Origin of the sequence: Streptomyces sp. KM273126 (genome assembly GCF_004337435.2) — a bacterium.
GTDB lineage: Bacteria > Actinomycetota > Actinomycetes > Streptomycetales > Streptomycetaceae > Streptomyces > Streptomyces acidicola.
Map to the genome: position 1 here is coordinate 313,951 of NZ_SJXB02000002.1, position 18,417 is coordinate 332,367.

At 72.0% G+C, this 18,417-nt stretch carries 12 protein-coding genes and 2 pseudogenes; 4 read left to right on the plus strand and 10 right to left on the minus strand.

Features of this window, described 5'->3' with window-relative positions; all coding sequences use genetic code 11:
* Nucleotides 1-74: 74 nt before the first annotated feature.
* Together E0500_RS31990 and E0500_RS31995 are read right to left on the minus strand one after the other, a co-directional pair.
* Nucleotides 75-1,444 (minus strand): annotated as a pseudogene (locus E0500_RS31990) (NAD(P)/FAD-dependent oxidoreductase).
* A 555-nt stretch (nt 1,445-1,999) separates the two neighbouring features.
* A complete protein-coding gene (locus tag E0500_RS31995; protein WP_131570522.1) occupies nt 2,000-2,980 on the minus strand; it encodes a TIGR01777 family oxidoreductase in 981 nt (326 codons plus the stop codon).
* A gap of 70 nt (nt 2,981-3,050) precedes the next feature.
* On the opposite strand from E0500_RS31995, the gene E0500_RS32000 reads away from it, so the two are divergent.
* On the plus strand, nt 3,051-3,539 hold the full coding sequence (locus E0500_RS32000) for a GNAT family N-acetyltransferase (protein ID WP_181587302.1): 489 nt from the start codon (nt 3,051-3,053) through the stop codon (nt 3,537-3,539).
* A gap of 49 nt (nt 3,540-3,588) precedes the next feature.
* Here E0500_RS32000 and E0500_RS32005 read toward each other — a convergent pair whose 3' ends face one another.
* The gene (locus E0500_RS32005; protein WP_131570524.1) at nt 3,589-4,773 is read right to left on the minus strand and encodes a MarP family serine protease; all 1,185 of its coding nucleotides are present in this window, start codon (nt 4,771-4,773) and stop codon (nt 3,589-3,591) included.
* Nucleotides 4,774-4,960: 187 nt separating this feature from the next.
* On the opposite strand from E0500_RS32005, the gene E0500_RS32010 reads away from it, so the two are divergent.
* On the plus strand, nt 4,961-5,941 hold the full coding sequence (locus E0500_RS32010) for a peptidoglycan recognition protein (protein WP_399120394.1): 981 nt from the start codon (nt 4,961-4,963) through the stop codon (nt 5,939-5,941).
* Between the two features lie 36 nt (nt 5,942-5,977).
* Nucleotides 5,978-6,319 (plus strand): hypothetical protein, encoded by a 342-nt coding sequence (locus tag E0500_RS32015; protein WP_399120396.1) that lies wholly within the window; start codon nt 5,978-5,980, stop codon nt 6,317-6,319.
* Here E0500_RS32015 and E0500_RS32020 read toward each other — a convergent pair.
* The 7 genes and pseudogenes from E0500_RS32020 to E0500_RS32050 form a co-directional block, all read right to left on the minus strand.
* Nucleotides 6,286-6,804: a DUF4240 domain-containing protein gene (locus E0500_RS32020; protein ID WP_131570537.1), complete on the minus strand. Its 519-nt coding sequence runs from the start codon at nt 6,802-6,804 to the stop codon at nt 6,286-6,288. The genes E0500_RS32015 and E0500_RS32020 overlap by 34 nt on opposite strands.
* A 136-nt stretch (nt 6,805-6,940) precedes the next feature.
* Nucleotides 6,941-7,927: a YafY family protein gene (locus tag E0500_RS32025; RefSeq protein WP_131570528.1), complete on the minus strand. Its 987-nt coding sequence runs from the start codon at nt 7,925-7,927 to the stop codon at nt 6,941-6,943.
* 121 nt (nt 7,928-8,048) lie between these two features.
* A complete protein-coding gene (gene aceE / locus E0500_RS32030) occupies nt 8,049-10,760 on the minus strand; it encodes a pyruvate dehydrogenase (acetyl-transferring), homodimeric type (protein WP_131570530.1) in 2,712 nt (903 codons plus the stop codon).
* Between the two features lie 326 nt (nt 10,761-11,086).
* On the minus strand, nt 11,087-11,710 hold the full coding sequence (locus tag E0500_RS32035; protein WP_131570532.1) for a GntR family transcriptional regulator: 624 nt from the start codon (nt 11,708-11,710) through the stop codon (nt 11,087-11,089).
* Nucleotides 11,711-11,971: 261 nt separating this feature from the next.
* Nucleotides 11,972-13,746: pseudogene (gene sucB, locus E0500_RS32040) on the minus strand (2-oxoglutarate dehydrogenase, E2 component, dihydrolipoamide succinyltransferase).
* Nucleotides 13,747-13,818: 72 nt separating this feature from the next.
* The gene (gene lpdA, locus E0500_RS32045; protein ID WP_131570264.1) at nt 13,819-15,207 is read right to left on the minus strand and encodes a dihydrolipoyl dehydrogenase; all 1,389 of its coding nucleotides are present in this window, start codon (nt 15,205-15,207) and stop codon (nt 13,819-13,821) included.
* A gap of 327 nt (nt 15,208-15,534) precedes the next feature.
* On the minus strand, nt 15,535-17,082 hold the full coding sequence (locus E0500_RS32050) for a leucyl aminopeptidase (protein WP_131570266.1): 1,548 nt from the start codon (nt 17,080-17,082) through the stop codon (nt 15,535-15,537).
* 467 nt (nt 17,083-17,549) lie between these two features.
* Here E0500_RS32050 and E0500_RS32055 point away from each other — a divergent pair, with 467 nt between their 5' ends.
* The gene (locus E0500_RS32055; protein ID WP_131570268.1) at nt 17,550-18,335 is read left to right on the plus strand and encodes an endo alpha-1,4 polygalactosaminidase; all 786 of its coding nucleotides are present in this window, start codon (nt 17,550-17,552) and stop codon (nt 18,333-18,335) included.
* Nucleotides 18,336-18,417: the final 82 nt, after the last annotated feature.

Consider the following 18,417-nt stretch of genomic DNA (forward strand, 5'->3'; position numbering starts at 1 on the left):
GCGTGGGAGTACGGCGGCAGGGGCGCCCGGACCGACCGGGCGCCCCTGCCTCTCGGCCCCCCAAGCCCTCGTCCTCACGCTGCCGTTTCGAGGGGCTCCACCTGTGAGGTCGGCTGGGTGTCCAGGTCCCTGAGGACGGCGTGGGCGGCCCGGCGGGCCGAGTGGAGGGCGCCCTGGACGGTGCTCGTGTCGCGGTGGTCCCCGCAGACGTACAGGCCCGCGAGCAGCCGTACCGGGCGCCGGAGGTCGTGCGGCGGGGGCATCGCGGGGACGGCCTCGGCGTCGTGGTGGACCGCGAGGAGTTCCCAGCGGGTCGTCGACGTGCCGTAGAGGCGGGCGAGTTGGGAACGGACCGTCGCATCCAGGTGGGCCGGGTCCGGGAGTGGGCCCAGCACGGTCGAGGAGATCAGCGCCCGGCCGGCCGGGGCCCGGGACGGGTCGACCTGGCTGATCACCGCCGTGTGGGAGACCGGGCCGCCGCGGTCGGCGTCCAGGAGCAACGCCGGTTCGGTGAGCGGGGGTTCGTCCGTGGTGTGGTGCAGGACCGTCACCGGGTGGAAGGCGGGGACGCGCAGACCGGGGAGGAACTCGGCGGCGGCGCGTGCGCCCGTGGCCAACAGGACGCCACGGCAGGGAAGTTCGCCGTGGTCGACGGTGGTCACGGACGTGGTGCTGATGGATGTCACCCGTACGCCCGTCTGCACGCTGCCCGGCGGGAGCGTGGCCGCCAGGAGCTCCGGGAGCGTGTCGGCGCCGCCCTCCGGGAGGCACAGTCGGCCCGTCGCGAAGGAGTGCAGGGCGAGGTCGGCACACCGGCTGGAGGTGAGGAGCGCGGGGTCGGCCAGCAGGGCGGTGAGCAGGGGGCGCAGAAAACCGTCGATGGCGCGTGCCGGGAAGCCTCGGCTCACCAGTGCCCGGGCGGTGGGGAGTTCCGTGCGCGTGAGGAGCTGCTCGGGCGGTGTGGCGGCGAGCCTGGCGAGGGCGGTGGACAGACGGGACTGGTCCGCCAGTGTGCCGAGGGGGCCTGGACGGGGCGTGCGGGGGGCGCCCTGGGCGCGAGGCATGCGGGGGCGCTCGCAAGGGCGCGTACGGCGGTGAGTGCGCCCCTTGGGCTTCGGGTGGTGGTCGGAGTTGTGTCGACGCGGTGCAGGTGTCCGCCCGCGTGCAGCAGGAGGGCCGGCGAGAAGGGGTGCAGGGCCAGGGCGTCCAGGGCCGGGATGCGGGCGAGTTCCGGGTACGACGTCGACAGCAGCGGGGCCGTGCGGTCGAGGCGGAAGCCGTCGACCTTCTCGGTGGCCATGCGGCCGCCCACGGCGGGGGCGGCCTCCAGTACGGTGACGCTCAGTCCTGCGCTGGTCAGATGGTGGGCGGCCGCGAGGCCGGCGACCCCGGCTCCCACGACGATGACGTCCACGGTTTCCGCTTGGTGCGCCGACTCAAGCACGTGCCCCTCCCGAGGTCGCGCGGCTGCTGGAGACGTCATGCCCCCAACCGGCTTCTGGAATACCCGAGTTCCGCGATGAGGGTAGGTGGCCGGGCGGCAGGGAGGAGTCGCGCGTCGCCCTCGCACGGACGCATGGGGGGCGCGTTCGGTGCTTCCACCGGTGCGGCTCGGGAGGTTTCGCCCCCGCCGCCCCTACCCGTCCCATCCCTGGGGCTGCCGCCCCGGACCCCCGTTGGCGGGCTGGGGTGGGTGGGTTGTGTGCGGGTGGGTGGGTGGTTCATCGGCCTGAACGGCCTCGTCCTCAAGCGCCGGACGGGCTGAATAGTCAGCCCCTCCGGCGTTTGAGGAGCGGGGGTGCGGGGGCCGGCCCCTGGAAACGGGGCGCGGGGCGGAGCCCTGAAGCGAGGGCCGGGGGCGGAGCCCCGAACCGGGGGCCGGGGCGCAGCCCGGAATCGGAGGTCCAGGGGGCGGAGCCCCCTTGGCGGGGGTGAAGGGGCGGAGCCCCTGGGGATGGGACGGGTAGGGGCGGCGGGGGCGGAACGAACCCCGTTCGGGTCAGCGCAGCGCTGCCCGTACCGCTGACTCCACCGTCGGAAACGCGAACGCGAAGCCGGAGTCCAGGAGTCGCGCCGGGACGGCCCGCGTGCTGCAGAGGATGTCACCGGCGACCTCACCGAGGACGAGCCGGAGCGCGGGGGAGGGGACGGAGAGGAGCGTCGGGCGACGCAGGACGCGCCCCATCACGGCCGTCACCTCGCGGTTGGTCACCGGCTCGGGAGCCGTCAGGTTCACCGGCCCCGACAGCGACGGCGTGTCGATGAGGTGCCGGAGGGCGGCCACCTCGTCGTGCAGGGAGATGAAGCTCCAGTACTGGCGGCCGTTCCCGAGGCGGCCACCCAGGCCCGCCTGGAACAGCGGGAACAGCGGACCCCACGCCCCACCACCACGGGCCACCACCAGGCCCGTACGGGCGAGCACCGTCCGGACGCCCGCCTCCCGTGCCGCGGCCGTCGCCTCCTCCCACTCCACACAGAGCGAGGGGAGGAACCCCTCACCCGGCGGCGACGACTCGTCGACCGTCCGGTCCCCCGTGTCCCCGTAGAACCCGATCGCACTGCCGTTCACGAAGACACGCGGCGGCACGTCGAGCGAGGCCACCGCCTCGGCGAGCGCCGCCGTACCCAGCACCCGCCCCGCCCGGAGCTTCACCTTGTACGCCGCCGTCCAGCGGTGCGACGCCACCCCGGCCCCGGCGAGGTTCACCACCGCCGCACACCCGGCCAGCCCCGCCGTGTCCACCTGCTGGGCCTCCGGGTCCCACCGCACCTCGTCCTTGCCCCGCGGGGCCCGTCGTACGAGCCGGACCACCTCGTACCCGTCCGCCCGCAGCGAGCGCACCAGTGCAGAACCGATCAGCCCGGAAGCCCCGGCGATCGCGATCCGGGAACCGGGAGCCGGGGCCCCCTCGGTCTCGCCGCCCAGGGACGCAGCGGTGTCGAGCGGTTCGTCGCCGTCCAGTGGTGCGTCAGCGTTCATGGGAACATCCTGCCGGGTGCGCGGCCGCACCACACGGTCGGACTGCGCCGGTCGCCGTACTGTGGCCCCCATGCCGGTTCCGTACATACGTTTCGCCACCCACGACGACGAGGACGCGCTCGCCCGCCTCGACCGCGTCTCCTGGTCCACGCTGCACTCCGTCCAGCCGCGCCCCCAGCCGCCGTACGACCCCTTCTTCAACGAGCGGTTCGGGCCGCGTGACCACCTCGTCGCCGAACTCGGCGAGCGGCTCGCCGGCTACATCCGGCTGGGTTACCCGAGCCTCCTCGCCTGCAACTCCCATGTGCGGCAGATCCAGGGCCTCGTCGTCGCCGAGACGGCGCGCGGTGCCGGGGTCGGCCGGGCGCTGCTGCGGGCCGTGCGGGAGGAGGCCCGACGGCAGGGCGCACGACGGCTCACCCTGCGCGTCCTCGGGCACAACACCGCGGCCAGGAAGCTGTACGAGTCCGAGGGGTTCGTGGTGGAGGGGATCCTGCCCGAGGAGTTCCTGCTCGACGGGGCGTACGTGGACGATGTCCTGATGGGGTGCCACCTCTGACTCTGCGCGCGGCGGCCCGGCGGCAGCCGCCCGCAGCGGTGCCCGTGCGCTACGAGGCGATCAACTCGCCCGTGTCCACCGGCGTCGTCGCGTTCCTCGCCCGCTGGGCGTCCCCTGCGATCTCGTCCACCGTCAGGACGTAGCCCGTCTCGTCGTCGGAGGTGGAGCGGGCGAAGACCACGCCGTACACGCTGCCGTCGGGTGTGAGGAGGGGGCCGCCGGAGTTGCCGGGGCGGACCGTGGAGCGGATGGAGTAGATCTCCCGGGTGACCGTGTCCGTGTTGTAGATGTTCTGGCCGGTCGCGTCGATACGGCTGGCGACCGTGGCCGCCTGGAGGTCGAGGCCGCCGTCCTGCGGGTAACCGGCGACGACCGCGGAGTCGCCGCGCCCGGCGGAGTCGTCGAAGCGGAGCACGGGCGCGTCGAGGTCCGGCACGTAGAGGACCGCCACGTCCTTCTGCGGGTCGAACAGCACGACCCGCGCCTCGTACGTGCGGCCCACGCCGCCCACGCGGACGGTCGGGTCGTCGATGCCCGCCACCACATGGGCGTTCGTCATCACGTGCTGCTCGGAGTAGACGAAGCCGCTGCCCTCGCGCCCCTGGCCGCCGGCGGAGCCCTCCACCTTCACCGTGCTGCGCTTGGCCGCGTTCGTCGCGCTCGCCGTGACGCTGTCCCCGGAGGGCTTGGCGACCTGCGCCGTCGCCTCGTTCTCGAACGGGTTGAAGACCTGCGGGAAGCCCGCCTCGGTGAGGGCGGAGGTGGCGCGCGAGAACCAGGTGGGGGTCGTCTCCGGCATGGTGTTCTGCACGGCGCCGAGCAGTGCCGAGTCGCGAATGGCCTGGGTCACCAGCGGGGACGAGGACGCGCCCAGCACGCTGGCGGCCACCCAGGCGACGATGAGGACGGCGACCGTGTTGGCCGCGGCCCCGCCGACTCCGTCGGCCACCCGGAGCGGGCCGCGCTCCAACTCCCGGCGCAGCAGCAGTCCCAGGCGCCCCGCCAGCTCGTGCCCGACCACGGCCGGCGCCAGCACCGTCAGCACGGCCGTGAGTGTCGCCGCCGGGGTCCCCGCCGTCACCAGGCCCATCACCCAGGGCAACACCCACACGCCGACGACCGCGCCGCCCACGAACCCGGCCAGCGAGATGCAGCCGGCGACCAGACCACGGCGGTAACCGGATGCCGCGTAGGCCAGGATCACCAGCAACAGCAGGATGTCGAGCACGTCCACTCCACGCGCCTTTCTCTTGGGCCCCCTAGTACGCGTGGGGCGGGCCCGGTGATCAGGCAGGCTCACGCGGCCCAGCGGAATCGGCCACGCGCCTGGACCTGTAGAAACGCCCCGGACCTGGACGATGGTTCCACCGGGTGGCGCACCCCACGTCGCGGCGGGGGCGGGCCGACGTCAGGCTGAGGCCATGCATGTCTTCCGGACGGCGCGAACACGGCGACGGCGACGGGGGCGGATAGGGGCGCGGATACGGGCGCGGATATGGGGGCGGATACGGCGGCGGACACGGGCTGCGCTGGGAGAGGCGGGTACGACGCCCGTACGGCCGCCGCGCGTCGTCGGCCCGGTAGCCCGGCTGCCGCGTGCCGCCCGCCCAGCAGCCCGGCTGCCACGTGCCGCCCTTCTCCCGCTCGCCTGTCTGCCCGTGCTCGCCGTCGTGGTGGGGGCGGTGCTGTGGGCGACGGCCGACGAGGACGGGACCCAGGGCCGCGCCCACCGAACGGCCCGGCCGCCGATCGTGCCGAGGGCCCAGTGGCTGGGCGACGCCGAGCGCAGTCAGTCGCCCGCGCGGTACGACGACCGGGTCCTCGCGGTCTTCGTGCACCACACCAACTCGCCGAACGACTACGACTGCGTGGATACGCCCCGCACCCTCCGCCGCATGTACGCGGAGCAGACCGGCCGCCGGGACTGGAACGACATCGGCTACAACTTCCTCGTCGACCGCTGCGGCACGATCTACGAGGGCCGCGCGGGCGGCGTCGACCGGCCCGTCACCGGCGCCCACACCCAGGGCTTCAACCACCGTACGGCGGGCATCGCGGCCATCGGCACGTTCACGGCGGGCCTGCCGGTGCCCCGGGCGATGACCGACGCGATCGCCGCCCTCACCGCCTGGAAGCTGGGCCTCGCGGACGTCGACCCGCGCGGCGGAGTCCGCCTGGTGTCCAGCAACGACGGCAGCCGGTACCCCGCCGGCACCGCCGTCCTCCTGCCCGCCCTCGCGGGCCACAGCGACGGCTACCTGACCAGCTGCCCGGGCGCGGCCCTCGGCCAGCGGCTCCCCGCGCTCAGGGAGACCGCGGCCGGGCTCCAGGGCCGGTCCTGGCGCTCCGTTCACAGGCCGAGCGCGGACGTCTCACAGAGCCCTCCAAGATCCGCGGCCTAGCTTGTTCGTGTCACGCCGACCGGAGGTGGGGGAAAGATGATCAGCAGCCGCCCGAAGACGACGAACATGACCACGAACATGACCACGAACACGAAGAAGACCAGGGAGACGAACACGGGCACGGGCGCGAAGAGGTCCTGGTCCCGGTCCCTGCGGAGCCCCTGGGTTGTGGCCTGCGCGGCCGTCGCCGTCGTGCTCGGCCCGTCCGCCGTCACCGCGTCCGCGCTGGAGCGGGCGAACTCGGCGCCCCTGCACCGTCCGGCGGTCCCGGACCGGGAGCCGCACCGTGCCGCGCCCCACACCGCCCCGCAGTACGCGTACCTGCCGCGCTCCACCTACCGAGCTCAGGCCCTGAACCGCTCCCAGAGCCTGGGATAGCGCTGCGCGAGCACGGCCTCGTTCTCGAAGTCCACTGGCGTGCCCTCGGGTTCGGGCGGTGCGGGTGCGAGGCCGAGGTCCGGGGCGACGGTACCGGTGAGCTGTTCGTACGCCTCGTCCGCCGCGTACCCCAGTTCCTCGCCGTCCCCGTCGACCTCGTCGTCGAAGTCGTCCAGGAGATCGGCGAGCGCGTCCGGATCGTGCACCGCGCCCTCGAAGACCTCCCGGCCCTGGCCGATCAGCCAGCACCGGAAGAAGTCGAACGCGTCGTCACCGGCCCCGTCGAGCAGCACCCACGCGGCGCCCCACACATCCCACTGGTAGGCGCGGTTGTAGCGGGACTCGAAGTGCCGGGCGAAGTCCAGCACCGCGTCCGGGTCCAGCTGGACGAGCCGCTCGACGAGCAGGTCGGCCTGATCCTCGGGGTCGCCCTCGGCGGCCTCCCGGGTCGTGTCCACCAGCTCCCAGAACTCCGTCTCGTCCATCACAGGGACCAGCATCGGCCCTCTGGCGGAGGGACGCACCTGGACGGGGCCCATAGCCCAATAGTCCAACAGCCCAGCAGCAGTCCAATAGCCCAGCAGCAGTCCAACAGCCCAGCAGCCCGATCGCCCCGCGGCGTCACGAACGGTACAGCTCCGTCAGGCGAGCCGCGTCGTCCGTGAACCGTTTGCGCAGGGTCGCCGGGGACAGCACCTCCACCTCCGGGCCCAGGGCCGTGAGCTGGGCGTGGGCGACCTCCTCGGACTCGACCGGCAGCGTCACGGTCACCCGCCCCCGCTCGTCCGGGTCACCCGCGGCCGCCAGGGCCTCCCGGGCGGACTGGGGATCCACGGTGTACGCCAGCTGCCGTACGCCCTCCCCGGTCAACCGCACCACGACCTCGGCGTGCAGGATCGACCGCGCGAACTGCGCGGCCCGCTCCTCCCAGAAAGCCGGCAGGTCGAACTCCTCGTCCCGCGTGAAGCGGTCCTCGCGGACGGCCACCGCGGTGAACCGGTCGATGCGGTACACCCGGAAGGAGGCTTCGTCCGCCACGTGTGCGCACAGGTACCAGGCGCCCGCCTTCAGGACGAGCGCGTACGGCTCCAGCTCCCGCACCACTTCCCGCTGAGACTCCTTGTCCCCGCGCCGGTAGCGGGCCGTGATCCGCCGGTCGCCCCACACCGCGTCCGCGACCGTCGGCAGCAGCCCGGGTGTCTCGGGCTCCTTGAACCAGGCGGGGGCGTCCAGGTGGAACCGTTGCGCGGCTGTGCGAGAGGCGTCCCTGAGGGAGGGGAGGAGGGCGGCGGACACCTTGAGCCGGGCGGCCGAGGCGGCGTCCTCCAGTCCCATCTCGCGGAGCGCGGCCGGCACGCCGCTGAGGAACAGTGCCTCGGCCTCGCTGCGGGCCAGGCCGGTCAGCCGGGTGCGGTACCCGCCGATGAGTCGGTACCCACCGGCTCGCCCCCGGTCCGCGTACACCGGGACGCCGGCCTCCGACAGCGCCTGCGCGTCCCGCGTCACCGTCCGTTCGGACACCTCCAGCTCGCGGGCCAGTTCGGCCGCGGTCATGGATGGTCGTGACTGGAGCAACAGCACCATCTTGATGAGCCGGGCAGCACGCATGGGCTCATGATGCCGGAGGGGCTGGAAAACCAGCCCCTCCGGCGTTCAGGAACGGGGGGCCAGGGGGGGCGGAACCCCCTGGCCCCCTGGACGGGGTCGTAGGGGCGGCGCCCCTACGACCTCACAGCCCGTACCGCTCCCGTGCCTCCTTCACCGCCGTCGCCTTGACCTCGCCACGCCGGGCGAGCTGGGCGAGAGCGGCGACGACGATCGACTGGGCGTCGACACCGAAGTGGCGGCGCGCCGCGTCGCGGGTGTCCGAGAGACCGAAACCGTCCGCGCCGAGCGAGGAGTAGTCCTGCTCCACCCACTGCGCGATCTGGTCGGGAACCTGGCGCATGTAGTCGGAGACCGCGAGGACGGGACCCTCGGCGCCCTGGAGCGCCTGGCGTACGTACGGCACGCGGTCCTCGCCCCGCAGCAGCGCGGCGTCCGCGTCCAGCGCGTCGCGCCGCAGCTCCGTCCACGACGTCGCCGACCAGACGTCCGCCGCCACGCCCCACTCCTCGGCGAGCAGCTTCTGGGCGTCGAGGGCCCAGTGGATCGCCGTGCCGGAACCCAGCAGCTGGATGCGCGGGGCGTTGGCCACGAGCGACAGCCCCGCCGACTCCGCCGTGTTGAAGCGGTACAGGCCCTTGACGATGCCCTCGTCGATCGCTGCCACGGCCGGCTTCGCGGGCTGCGGCACCGGCTCGTTGTAGACGGTGAGGTAGTAGAAGACGTTCGGGTCCTCGCCCGGCGCCGCCTCCCCGTACATCCGGCGCAGACCGTCCTTCACGATCACCGCGATCTCGTACGCGAACGCCGGGTCGTACGACAGGGCCGCCGGGTTGGTCGCGGCGATCACCGGCGAGTGGCCGTCGGCGTGCTGCAGGCCCTCGCCCGTCAGCGTCGTGCGGCCGGCCGTCGCACCGATGAGGAAGCCGCGGCCCAGCTGGTCGCCGAGCTGCCACATCTGGTCGGCCGTGCGCTGCCAGCCGAACATCGAGTAGAAGATGTAGAAGGGGATCATCGCCTCGCTGTGCGTCGCGTACGACGTGGAGGCGGCGATGAAGTCGGCCATGGAACCGGCCTCGGTGATCCCCTCGTTGAGGATCTGACCGTCCTTGGCCTCCTTGTAGTACATCAGCTGGTCGCGGTCGACCGGCTCGTACGTCTGGCCCTTGGGCGAGTAGATGCCGAGGGACGGGAAGAGGCTCTCCATGCCGAAGGTGCGCGCCTCGTCGGGGACGATCGGCACCCAGCGCCTGCCGGACTGCTTGTCGCGGACCAGGTCCTTGACGAGGCGGACGAAGGCCATGGTCGTCGCCACGTTCTGCGAGCCCGAGCCCTTGTCGAAGGACGCGAACGCCTTCTCGGCGGGCGCCGGCAGCGGGGCGAGCGCGTGCGTACGACGCGCCGGGGCGGGACCGCCCAGGGCCGCGCGGCGCTCCTGCAGGTAGCGGACCTCGGGGGAGTCCGCGCCCGGGTGGCCGTACGGCACGACGCCGTCGGTGAATTGCGCGTCGGAGATCGGCAGCTCCAGCAGGTCACGCATCGACTTGAACTCGTCCACCGTCAGCTTCTTCATCTGGTGGTTGGCGTTCTTCGACGCGAAGCCCTCGCCGAGCGTGAAGCCCTTGACGGTCTGGGCGAGGATGACGGTCGGGGCACCCTTGTGCTCCACGGCCGCCTTGTACGCGGCGTACACCTTGCGCGCCTCGTGACCACCGCGGGAGAGGTGGAAGCATTCGAGGATCTTGTCGTCGGACAGCAGCTTGGCCATCTCGACGAGCGCGGGGTCGGCCCCGAAGAAGTCCTGGCGGATGTAGGCGGCGTCGCGGGTCTGGTACGTCTGCACCTGCGCGTCCGGCACCTCACGCAGACGGCGTACCAGCGCGCCCGTGGTGTCGAGCTGGAACAGCTCGTCCCAGGCGGTGCCCCACAGGGTCTTGACGACGTTCCAGCCGGCGCCGCGGAACTGGGCCTCCAGCTCCTGCACGATCTTGAAGTTGGCGCGGACCGGGCCGTCGAGGCGCTGCAGGTTGCAGTTGATGACGAAGGTCAGGTTGTCCAGGCCCTCGCGTGACGCCAGGCCGAGCGCGGCCGTCGACTCGGGCTCGTCCATCTCGCCGTCGCCGAGGAACGCCCAGACGTGGGAGTTCGAGACGTCCTTGATCCCGCGACTGGTGAGGTAGCGGTTGAAGCGCGCCTGGTAGATCGCCGACAGCGGGCCGAGACCCATCGACACCGTCGGGAACTCCCACAGCCAGGGGAGACGGCGCGGGTGCGGGTAGGACGGCAGGCCGTTGCCCCCCGCCTCCTGGCGGAAGTTGTCCAGCTGGGTCTCGGTCAGGCGGCCGTCGAGGAACGCGCGGGCGTAGATGCCGGGGGAGGCGTGGCCCTGGATGTACAGCTGGTCGCCGGAGCCGGGAGCGTCCTGGGAGTCCTTGCCCCGGAAGAAGTGGTTGAAGCCGGTCTCGTAGAGCCAGGCCGCCGAGGCGAAGGTGGCGATGTGGCCGCCGACGCCGAGTTTCGAGGCCCGGGTCACCATCGCGGCCGCGTTCCAGCGGTTCCACGCGGTGATACGGCGCTCCATCTCCTCGTCACCGGGCACGGCGGGCTCGGCGGGGGTGGGGATGGTGTTGACGTAGTCGGTCTCAAGGAGCTTGGGCAGCGCGAGTCCGCCCGCCTCGGCGCGCTCCAGCGTGCGCCGCATCAGGTATGCGGCGCGGTGCGGCCCGGCCGCCTTGGTGACGGCGTCCAGCGAGGCCCGCCACTCGGCGGTCTCCTCGGGGTCGCGGTCCGGGAGCTGGTCGAGCTCGCTCGGCTGGATTGCGGTGGGGTCGGTCATTGCGCCGCCTTCCGGATGCGGAGGGGGGTTCCCTCGTCGGTAAGGGGTTTGGGGGTGCCCTTCGTCTTGGCAGGACAGGGCGGAGGCTCTGGTGGGAGCCCGTCGGCGACTCTAACTCCCTGATCGATGATCGATCAAAGGGTTGAGAGGCAAAACCTCTTGATCACGAGAAAGTCGGCACGGGGTGCCTTCGGCGGCGGCACCGGGTGTCGTGGTCTGCCCGGAGTTTTCGCAGGTGAGGGCGCGTATGAGCGGTCCTGTGCTCTGATCGCGGTACGACGCCTCATGCGCGCGGAGCGACACCTCATGCGCGTGGGTGCTATGTCCTAGGCGCGCGGTGCGCAGCCCAGGACATGGGCCTTCACGATGTCGGCGATCCTCGGGTCACGCCTGCGGAACGCCGCCACCAGTTCCTCGTGCTCCTCGGCGTACGACTGCTGGACCGTGCCCAGCCAGCGGATGGACAGCGCCGTGAACACCTCGATGCCGAGGCCCTCCCAGGTGTGCAGGAGGACCGAGTTGCCGGCGGCTCTCACCAGTTCCCGGTGGAAGGCGACCGTGTGGCGCACCTGGCCGGTGCCGTCCGACCTGCGGTCCGCCTCGTACAGCGCGGTGACGTGCGGCTCCAGCGCCGAGCAGTCCTCGGCCAGCTTCTCCGCCGCGAGCTCCGCCGCGATGGCCTCGAGACCGGCCCGTACGGGGTAGCTCTCCTCCAGGTCGGCCGCCGTCAGGTTCCGTACGCGTACGCCCTTGTTCGGCGCCGACTCGATCAGCCGGAGCGACTCCAGTTCCCGCAGGGCCTCGCGCACGGGGGTCTGGCTGACCTCCAGCTCCGTCGCGATCCGCCGCTCGACGATCCGCTCACCCGGCTTCCATCGCCCGCTCACGATCCCCTCCACGATGTGCTCGCGGATCTGTTCGCGCAGCGAGTGGACGACGGGCGCGGTCATGAGGGCTCCTTAACGAGGGGCCGCCCATCGGCCCCGGGGGCGTTTGACGGTTTAGACAATACGGCCGTGCGTCCCTGCGGGAGAGGCGCAGAGGGACGCTTTCGCGCAGGTGAGACGAGACTTACACGGGGCGCCACCGGGCATACGACGGTGCCCCGCCCGGGGAGGCCCGGACGGGGCACCGTACTGAAAGACGCACTGACAGACGCACTGACAGATGCACTGTCGATGCACTGACAGCCGTGCTGACAGCCGTACTGACTACAGGCCGAGCTCCACCTCGAACTCGCCCGCCTCCAGGATCGCCTTGACCGCCGTCAGGTAGCGGGCCGCGTCGGCGCCGTCCACCAGGCGGTGGTCGTAGGAAAGGGTCAGGTACGTCATGTCGCGGACGCCGATGACCGTGCCCTCCTCCGTCTCGATGACGGCGGGGCGCTTGACCGTGGCGCCGATGCCGAGGATCGCGACCTGGTTCGGCGGCACGATGATCGTGTCGAAGAGCGCGCCGCGCGAGCCGGTGTTGCTGATGGTGAAGGTCGCGCCGGAGAGCTCGTCCGGGGTGATCTTGCTGGCCCGGACCTTGCCCGCCAGGTCGGCGGTGGCCTTGGCGATGCCGGCGATGTTCAGGTCGCCCGCGTTCTTGATGACCGGGGTCATCAGGCCCTTCTCGGAGTCCACGGCGATGCCGACGTTCTCCGTGTCGAAGTACGTGATGGTGCCCTCGGCCACGTTGATCCGGGCGTTGATGGCCGGGTGGGCCTTCAGCGCCTGGGCCGCCGCCTTCACGAAGAACGGCATCGGGGAGAGCTTCACGCCCTCGCGGGCCGCGAACGAGTTCTTCGCCTGGTTGCGCAGGCGCATCAGACGCGTCACGTCGACCTCGACCACCGAGGACAGCTGGGCCTGCTCGTGCAGGGCCTTGACCATGTTGTCGCCGATGACCTTGCGGATCCGCGGCATCTTGACGGTCTGGCCACGCAGCGGGGAGACCTCCAGGACGGGGGTCTTCTTCGCCGTGACGGCGGCCGGTGCGGCGGCCGGAGCCGGGGCGGCAGCGGCGGCCTTCGCGGCTTCGGCGGCGGCGATGACGTCCTGCTTGCGGATGCGCCCGCCGACGCCGGTGCCCTTGACGGTGGACAGGTCGACGCCGTTCTCGGCGGCGAGCTTGCGCACCAGCGGGGTCACGTAGGCGCCCTCGTCGGTGGCCTCGGCGGCGGCCGGAGCAGCCGGAGCCGGGGTGACGGGAGCGGGCGCGGCCGGCGCGGGAGCCGGAGCGGCCGGAGCCGCGGCCTGGGCCGGAACCGGGGCGGGCACCGGAGCCGCGGGGGCAGCCGGAGCCGGAGCCGGAGCCGGGGCGGCGGGGGCCGGAGCCGGAGCGGCCGGGGCCGCGGGGCGGCGGCGGCCGGAGCGGCACCCGGGGCGCCGATGACGGCCAGCTTGGCGCCGACCTCGGCCGTCTCGTCCTCGGCGACCACGATCTCCAGCAACACGCCGGAGGTGGGCGCCGGGATCTCGGTGTCGACCTTGTCGGTGGACACCTCCAGCAGCGGCTCGTCGGCCTCCACCGTCTCGCCGACTTCCTTGAGCCAGCGGGTGACGGTGCCCTCGGTGACCGACTCGCCCAGCGCCGGCAGGACCACGTCGGTGCCCTCGGCGGCACCAGCGGCCGGAGCGGCGGCGGGCGCGGCGGCGGGAGCCGGGGCCGCGGGGGCCTCGGCGACCGGAGCCGGAGCCGCGGGGGCGGCCGGGGCCGGAGCCTCGGCAGCGGCCGGAGCGGGGGCGGCAGCGGGCGCGCCCGTGCCGTCGTCGATGACGGCCAGCTCGGCGCCGACCTCGACCGTCTCGTCCTCGGCGACCTTGATGGACGCCAGTACACCGGCGGCGGGCGAGGGGATCTCGGTGTCGACCTTGTCGGTGGACACCTCCAGCAGCGGCTCGTCGGCCTCGACGCGCTCGCCCTCGGCCTTCAGCCAGCGGGTGACAGTGCCCTCGGTGACGCTCTCACCGAGCGCCGGAAGGGTTACGGAAACCGCCATGGTTTCGGTTGCTCCTTAGGAATTGCGGAAGTCAGTGTCGTCGCATGTTGTCGCGCCCGGGGACTGAAGGTGTCAGTCGTGGGAGTGGAGGGGCTTGCCCGCGAGGGCCAGGTGGGCCTCGCCGAGCGCCTCGTTCTGCGTCGGGTGGGCGTGGATGAGCTGGGCCACCTCGGCCGGCAGCGCCTCCCAGTTGTAGACCAGCTGGGCCTCGCCGACCTGCTCGCCCATGCGGTCGCCGACCATGTGGACGCCGACCACGGCACCGTCCTTGACCTGGACGAGCTTGATCTCGCCCGCGGTCTTGAGGATCTTGCTCTTGCCGTTGCCCGCGAGGTTGTACTTCAGAGCGACGACCTTGTCCGCGCCGTAGACCTCCTTGGCCTTGGCCTCGGTGATGCCCACGGAGGCGACCTCCGGGTGGCAGTACGTCACCCGCGGCACGCCGTCGTAGTCGATCGGGACGGTCTTCAGACCGGCCAGACGCTCCGCCACCAGGATGCCCTCGGCGAAGCCGACGTGGGCGAGCTGGAGGGTCGGGACCAGGTCACCGACGGCGGAGATGGTCGGGACGTTCGTCTGCATGTACTCGTCGACGAGGACGTAGCCGCGGTCCATGGCGACCCCGGCCTCCTCGTAGCCGAGGCCCCCCGAGACCGGGCCGCGTCCGACGGCGACGAGGAGGATCTCCGCCTCGAACTCCTTGCCGTCGGCGAGCGTGACCTTGACACCGTCCGCCGTGTACTCGGCCTTCTGGAAGAAGGTGCCGAGGTTGAACTTGATGCCGCGCTTGCGGAACGCGCGCTCAAGAAGCTTCGAGCTGTTCTCGTCCTCGACCGGGACGAGGTGCTTCATGCCCTCGATGATCGTGATGTCCGAGCCGAAGGACTTCCACGCGGAGGCGAACTCGACACCGATGACACCGCCGCCGAGGACGATCGCGGACTTCGGCACACGGTCCAGGACGAGGGCGTGGTCCGAGGAGATGATGCGGTTGCCGTCGATCTCCAGGCCCGGCAGGGACTTCGGCACCGAGCCGGTCGCGAGCAGGATGTGACGGCCCTGGATCCGCTGACCGTTGACGTCCACCGAGGTCGGGGAGGACAGACGCCCCTCACCCTCGATGTAGGTCACCTTGCGCGAGGCGACGAGCCCCTGCAGACCCTTGTACAGGCCCGAGATGACCTCGTCCTTGTACTTGTGGACGGCCGGGACGTCGATGCCCTCGAACGTGGCCTTCACGCCGAACTGCGCGCTCTCGCGGGCCTGGTCGGCGATCTCGCCCGCGTGGAGCAGGGCCTTGGTGGGGATGCAACCCCGGTGCAGGCAGGTACCGCCGACCTTGTCCTTCTCGATCAGGGCGACGTCCAGGCCCAGCTGCGCCCCGCGCAGGGCCGCGGCGTAACCACCGCTACCACCGCCGAGGATCACTAGGTCGAAAACGGTGCTGGCGTCGTTCGCCACGTCACGTCCTCCATGCATGTGCGCCGTGCGCCGGGCCCCCTCGTCCCATTCGGGGGGTGACCGGGCGGTCGACTGGTGTCCGGCCGCTCTTTTGCTTCGGCCCTTCGGTGGGGCCCTGTCCTGCCGTGCCCCATCTTCGCACTTGTCGGAGGCGTCCGGGACGCGGGGCTGCGGTGTGAGACGCCACACGTACGGGGGCGCCCCGTAAGGGGCGCGGGGAACTGCGCGATCAAGCACATACAGCCCGCAGCCGCCCAGCGACAGAAAGAACCGAGCTCGTGGGCGACGGAGCCCACATGCACGAAAGCCCCGCCGCCCAAAGAAACCTCAGCCCAGATCCCCCGAAGCCGCCAGCTCGGCAACCCGCACCAGCGTGCGCACCGCGCTGCCCGTGCCACCCTTCGGCGTGTAACCGAACGGCGCGGACTCGTTGAAGGCCGGCCCCGCGATGTCCAGGTGGGCCCAGGTGATCCCCTCGCCCACGAACTCCTTCAGGAAGAGTCCGGCGACCAGACCGCCCCCGTACCGCTCGCCCATGTTCGCGATGTCGGCGGTGGGGGAGTCCATCCCCTTGCGCAGATGGTCCGGCAGCGGCATGGGCCAGGCACCCTCACCGACCTCCACGGCGGCCTCGTACACCGAGGAGCGGAACGCGTCGTCGTTCGCCATGATCCCGAACGTGCGGTTGCCGAGTGCCAGCATCATCGCGCCCGTCAGCGTGGCCACGTCGATGATCGCGTCCGGCTTGTCCTCGGAGGCCTTGGCGAGCGCGTCGGCCAGGACGAGGCGGCCCTCGGCGTCGGTGTTGAGGACCTCGACGGTCTTGCCGCTGTACATGCGCAGCACGTCACCCGGACGGGTCGCGGAGCCGGACGGCATGTTCTCGGCGAGGGCGAGCCAGCCGGTGACGTTCACCTCGAGGCCGAGGCGCGCGGCGGCGACGACCGCGGCGAACACGGCGGCGGCGCCGCTCATGTCGCACTTCATCGTCTCGTTGTGCCCGGCCGGCTTCAGCGAGATGCCGCCCGAGTCGTACGTGATGCCCTTGCCGATGAACGCGAGGTGCTTCTTCGCCTTGGCGGAGGTGTACGACAGCTTCACCAGACGGGGCGCCGACGCCGACCCGACGCCCACACCGAGGATGCCGCCGTAGCCGCCCTTCTCCAGCGCCTTCTCGTCGAGCACCTGCACCTTGATGCCGTGCTCCTTGGCCGCGGCCTGCGCGACGGCGGCGAACGCCTCCGGGTTGAGGTCGTTCGGCGGGGTGTTGATCAGGTCGCGGGCGCGGTTCAGCTCCTCGGTCACGGCGGTGGCCCGCTCCGCGGCGGCCTTGTGGGCGCGGTCGCGGGTCTTGGCGCCGAGCAGGGCGACCTCGGCCAGCGGAGCCTTGTTGTTCTTCGCCTTGCCGGGGTTGCCCTTGTCGGAGTTGCCCTTGTACGTGTCGAAGGAGTACGCGCCGAGCAGCGCGCCCTCGCTGACCGCGGCGACATCACCGGCGTCCGTGATCGGCAGCGCGAACGCGGCCTTCTTCGAACCGGCCAGGGCCCGGGCCGCGGCCCCGGCCGCGCGGCGCAGCGCCTCGGCCTCGAACGACGCGTCCTTCCCCGGCTCGGCTCCCAGGCCCACCGCCACCACGAGCGGCGCCTTGAAGCCGGCCGGCGCGGGCAGCTTCGTCACCTCGCCCTCGGTACCCGAGGCGCCCAGGGTCTGGAGGACGCCCGCAAGCTTGCCGTCGTACGCCTTGTCCACGGCCTCGGCGCCCGGCGCGACGACCAGGTCCCCGGACCCAGATGCAGAGCCCTTCGCGACACCGACCACGATCGCGTCGGCGCGGACGCCGGGCGCGGCGGCGGTGCTGAGAGTGAGAGCAGTCACGGTGGTGAAATCTCGCTTCCGGTTAAGTGTCAGTGGCCGAACGGATGGGTCGACCGGCCCTGTGGAGGACCCTGGATCCGCGTGTGCGGCAGCCCCGTCCGGCCGGGGGAACCGCGGTGCGCGGCAGCCCCGGGCGGCCGGGGATCCGTGGCGCGCGGCGCCCACGGCCGGACCGGGAGTGCCGGGAACGAGCCTAGCCCTGTGCGGCCCATCGGACCTGGGACGCGGGGGCCGGTCCCGTACTCCCCGGACATTCCAGGCCGCTTCCCCGAGCCTTCGGTCCGGCTGTTCGGGCTCGTGGCTCCAGCCTCCACGAGCTCGCGGCTCCGCCCGCACAGGGACATCCCCATGGCTTCCGCATAGGGGGATCCCCATGGCCCGGACTCCCGCCGTGCCCGGCACAGGCACCCCAGGAGATCATCTTTGGGGCACACTGCCGCACATACGTACCCCTTGGAGCCCGACCGGTGAAACGCCCGCTCGTTCTGTGCGCCCTGCTTCTGCTGCTCACTGCCTGCACGACCGCCCCCGACGACAAGCCGGAGGCCGGTGACGAACGCTGGCGGCCCCGTCCCGGCAGCACCTGGCAGTGGCAGCTCAGCGGGCGCCTGGACACCTCCGTCGACGTGCCCGTGTACGACATCGACGGCTTCGACCACTCGGCCGACACGGTCGACGGACTCCACCGCGACGGCCGCAAGGTCATCTGCTACCTGTCGACCGGAGCCTGGGAGGAGTTCCGGCCGGACGCGGACGACTTCCCCGAGTCCGTCCTCGGCCGCGGCAACGGCTGGGAGGGCGAGCGCTGGCTCGACATCCGCCGCACGGACGTCCTGGAACCCCTCATGGCCGCCCGCCTCGACATGTGCGAGGAGAAGGGCTTCGACGCGGTGGAGCCGGACAACATGGACGGTTACCAGAACCGCACGGGCTTCCGCCTGACGGCCGCCGACCAGCTCCGCTACAACCGGCTCATCGCCCGCCTCGCCCATGAACGCGGCCTGGCCGTCGGCCTGAAGAACGACCTCGCCCAGATCCCGCAGCTGGTCGACGACTTCGACTTCGCGGTCAACGAACAATGCGCCCAGTACCGGGAGTGCGACGAGATGACGCCCTTCATCGAGGCGGACAAGGCGGTCTTCCACGTCGAGTACGAACTCGGCACCGGCAGCTTCTGCCCCGAGGCCCGGCGGCTGCGGCTGAGCTCGATGCTCAAGAAGTACGAGCTGGGGGTGTGGCGGCGGGCCTGCTGAGAGGCGCCGTCCCCGTCATCCGAAGTCATCCGACATCCGAAGCCATCCGAAGTCCGAAGTCCGAAGTCCGAAGTCATCCCAG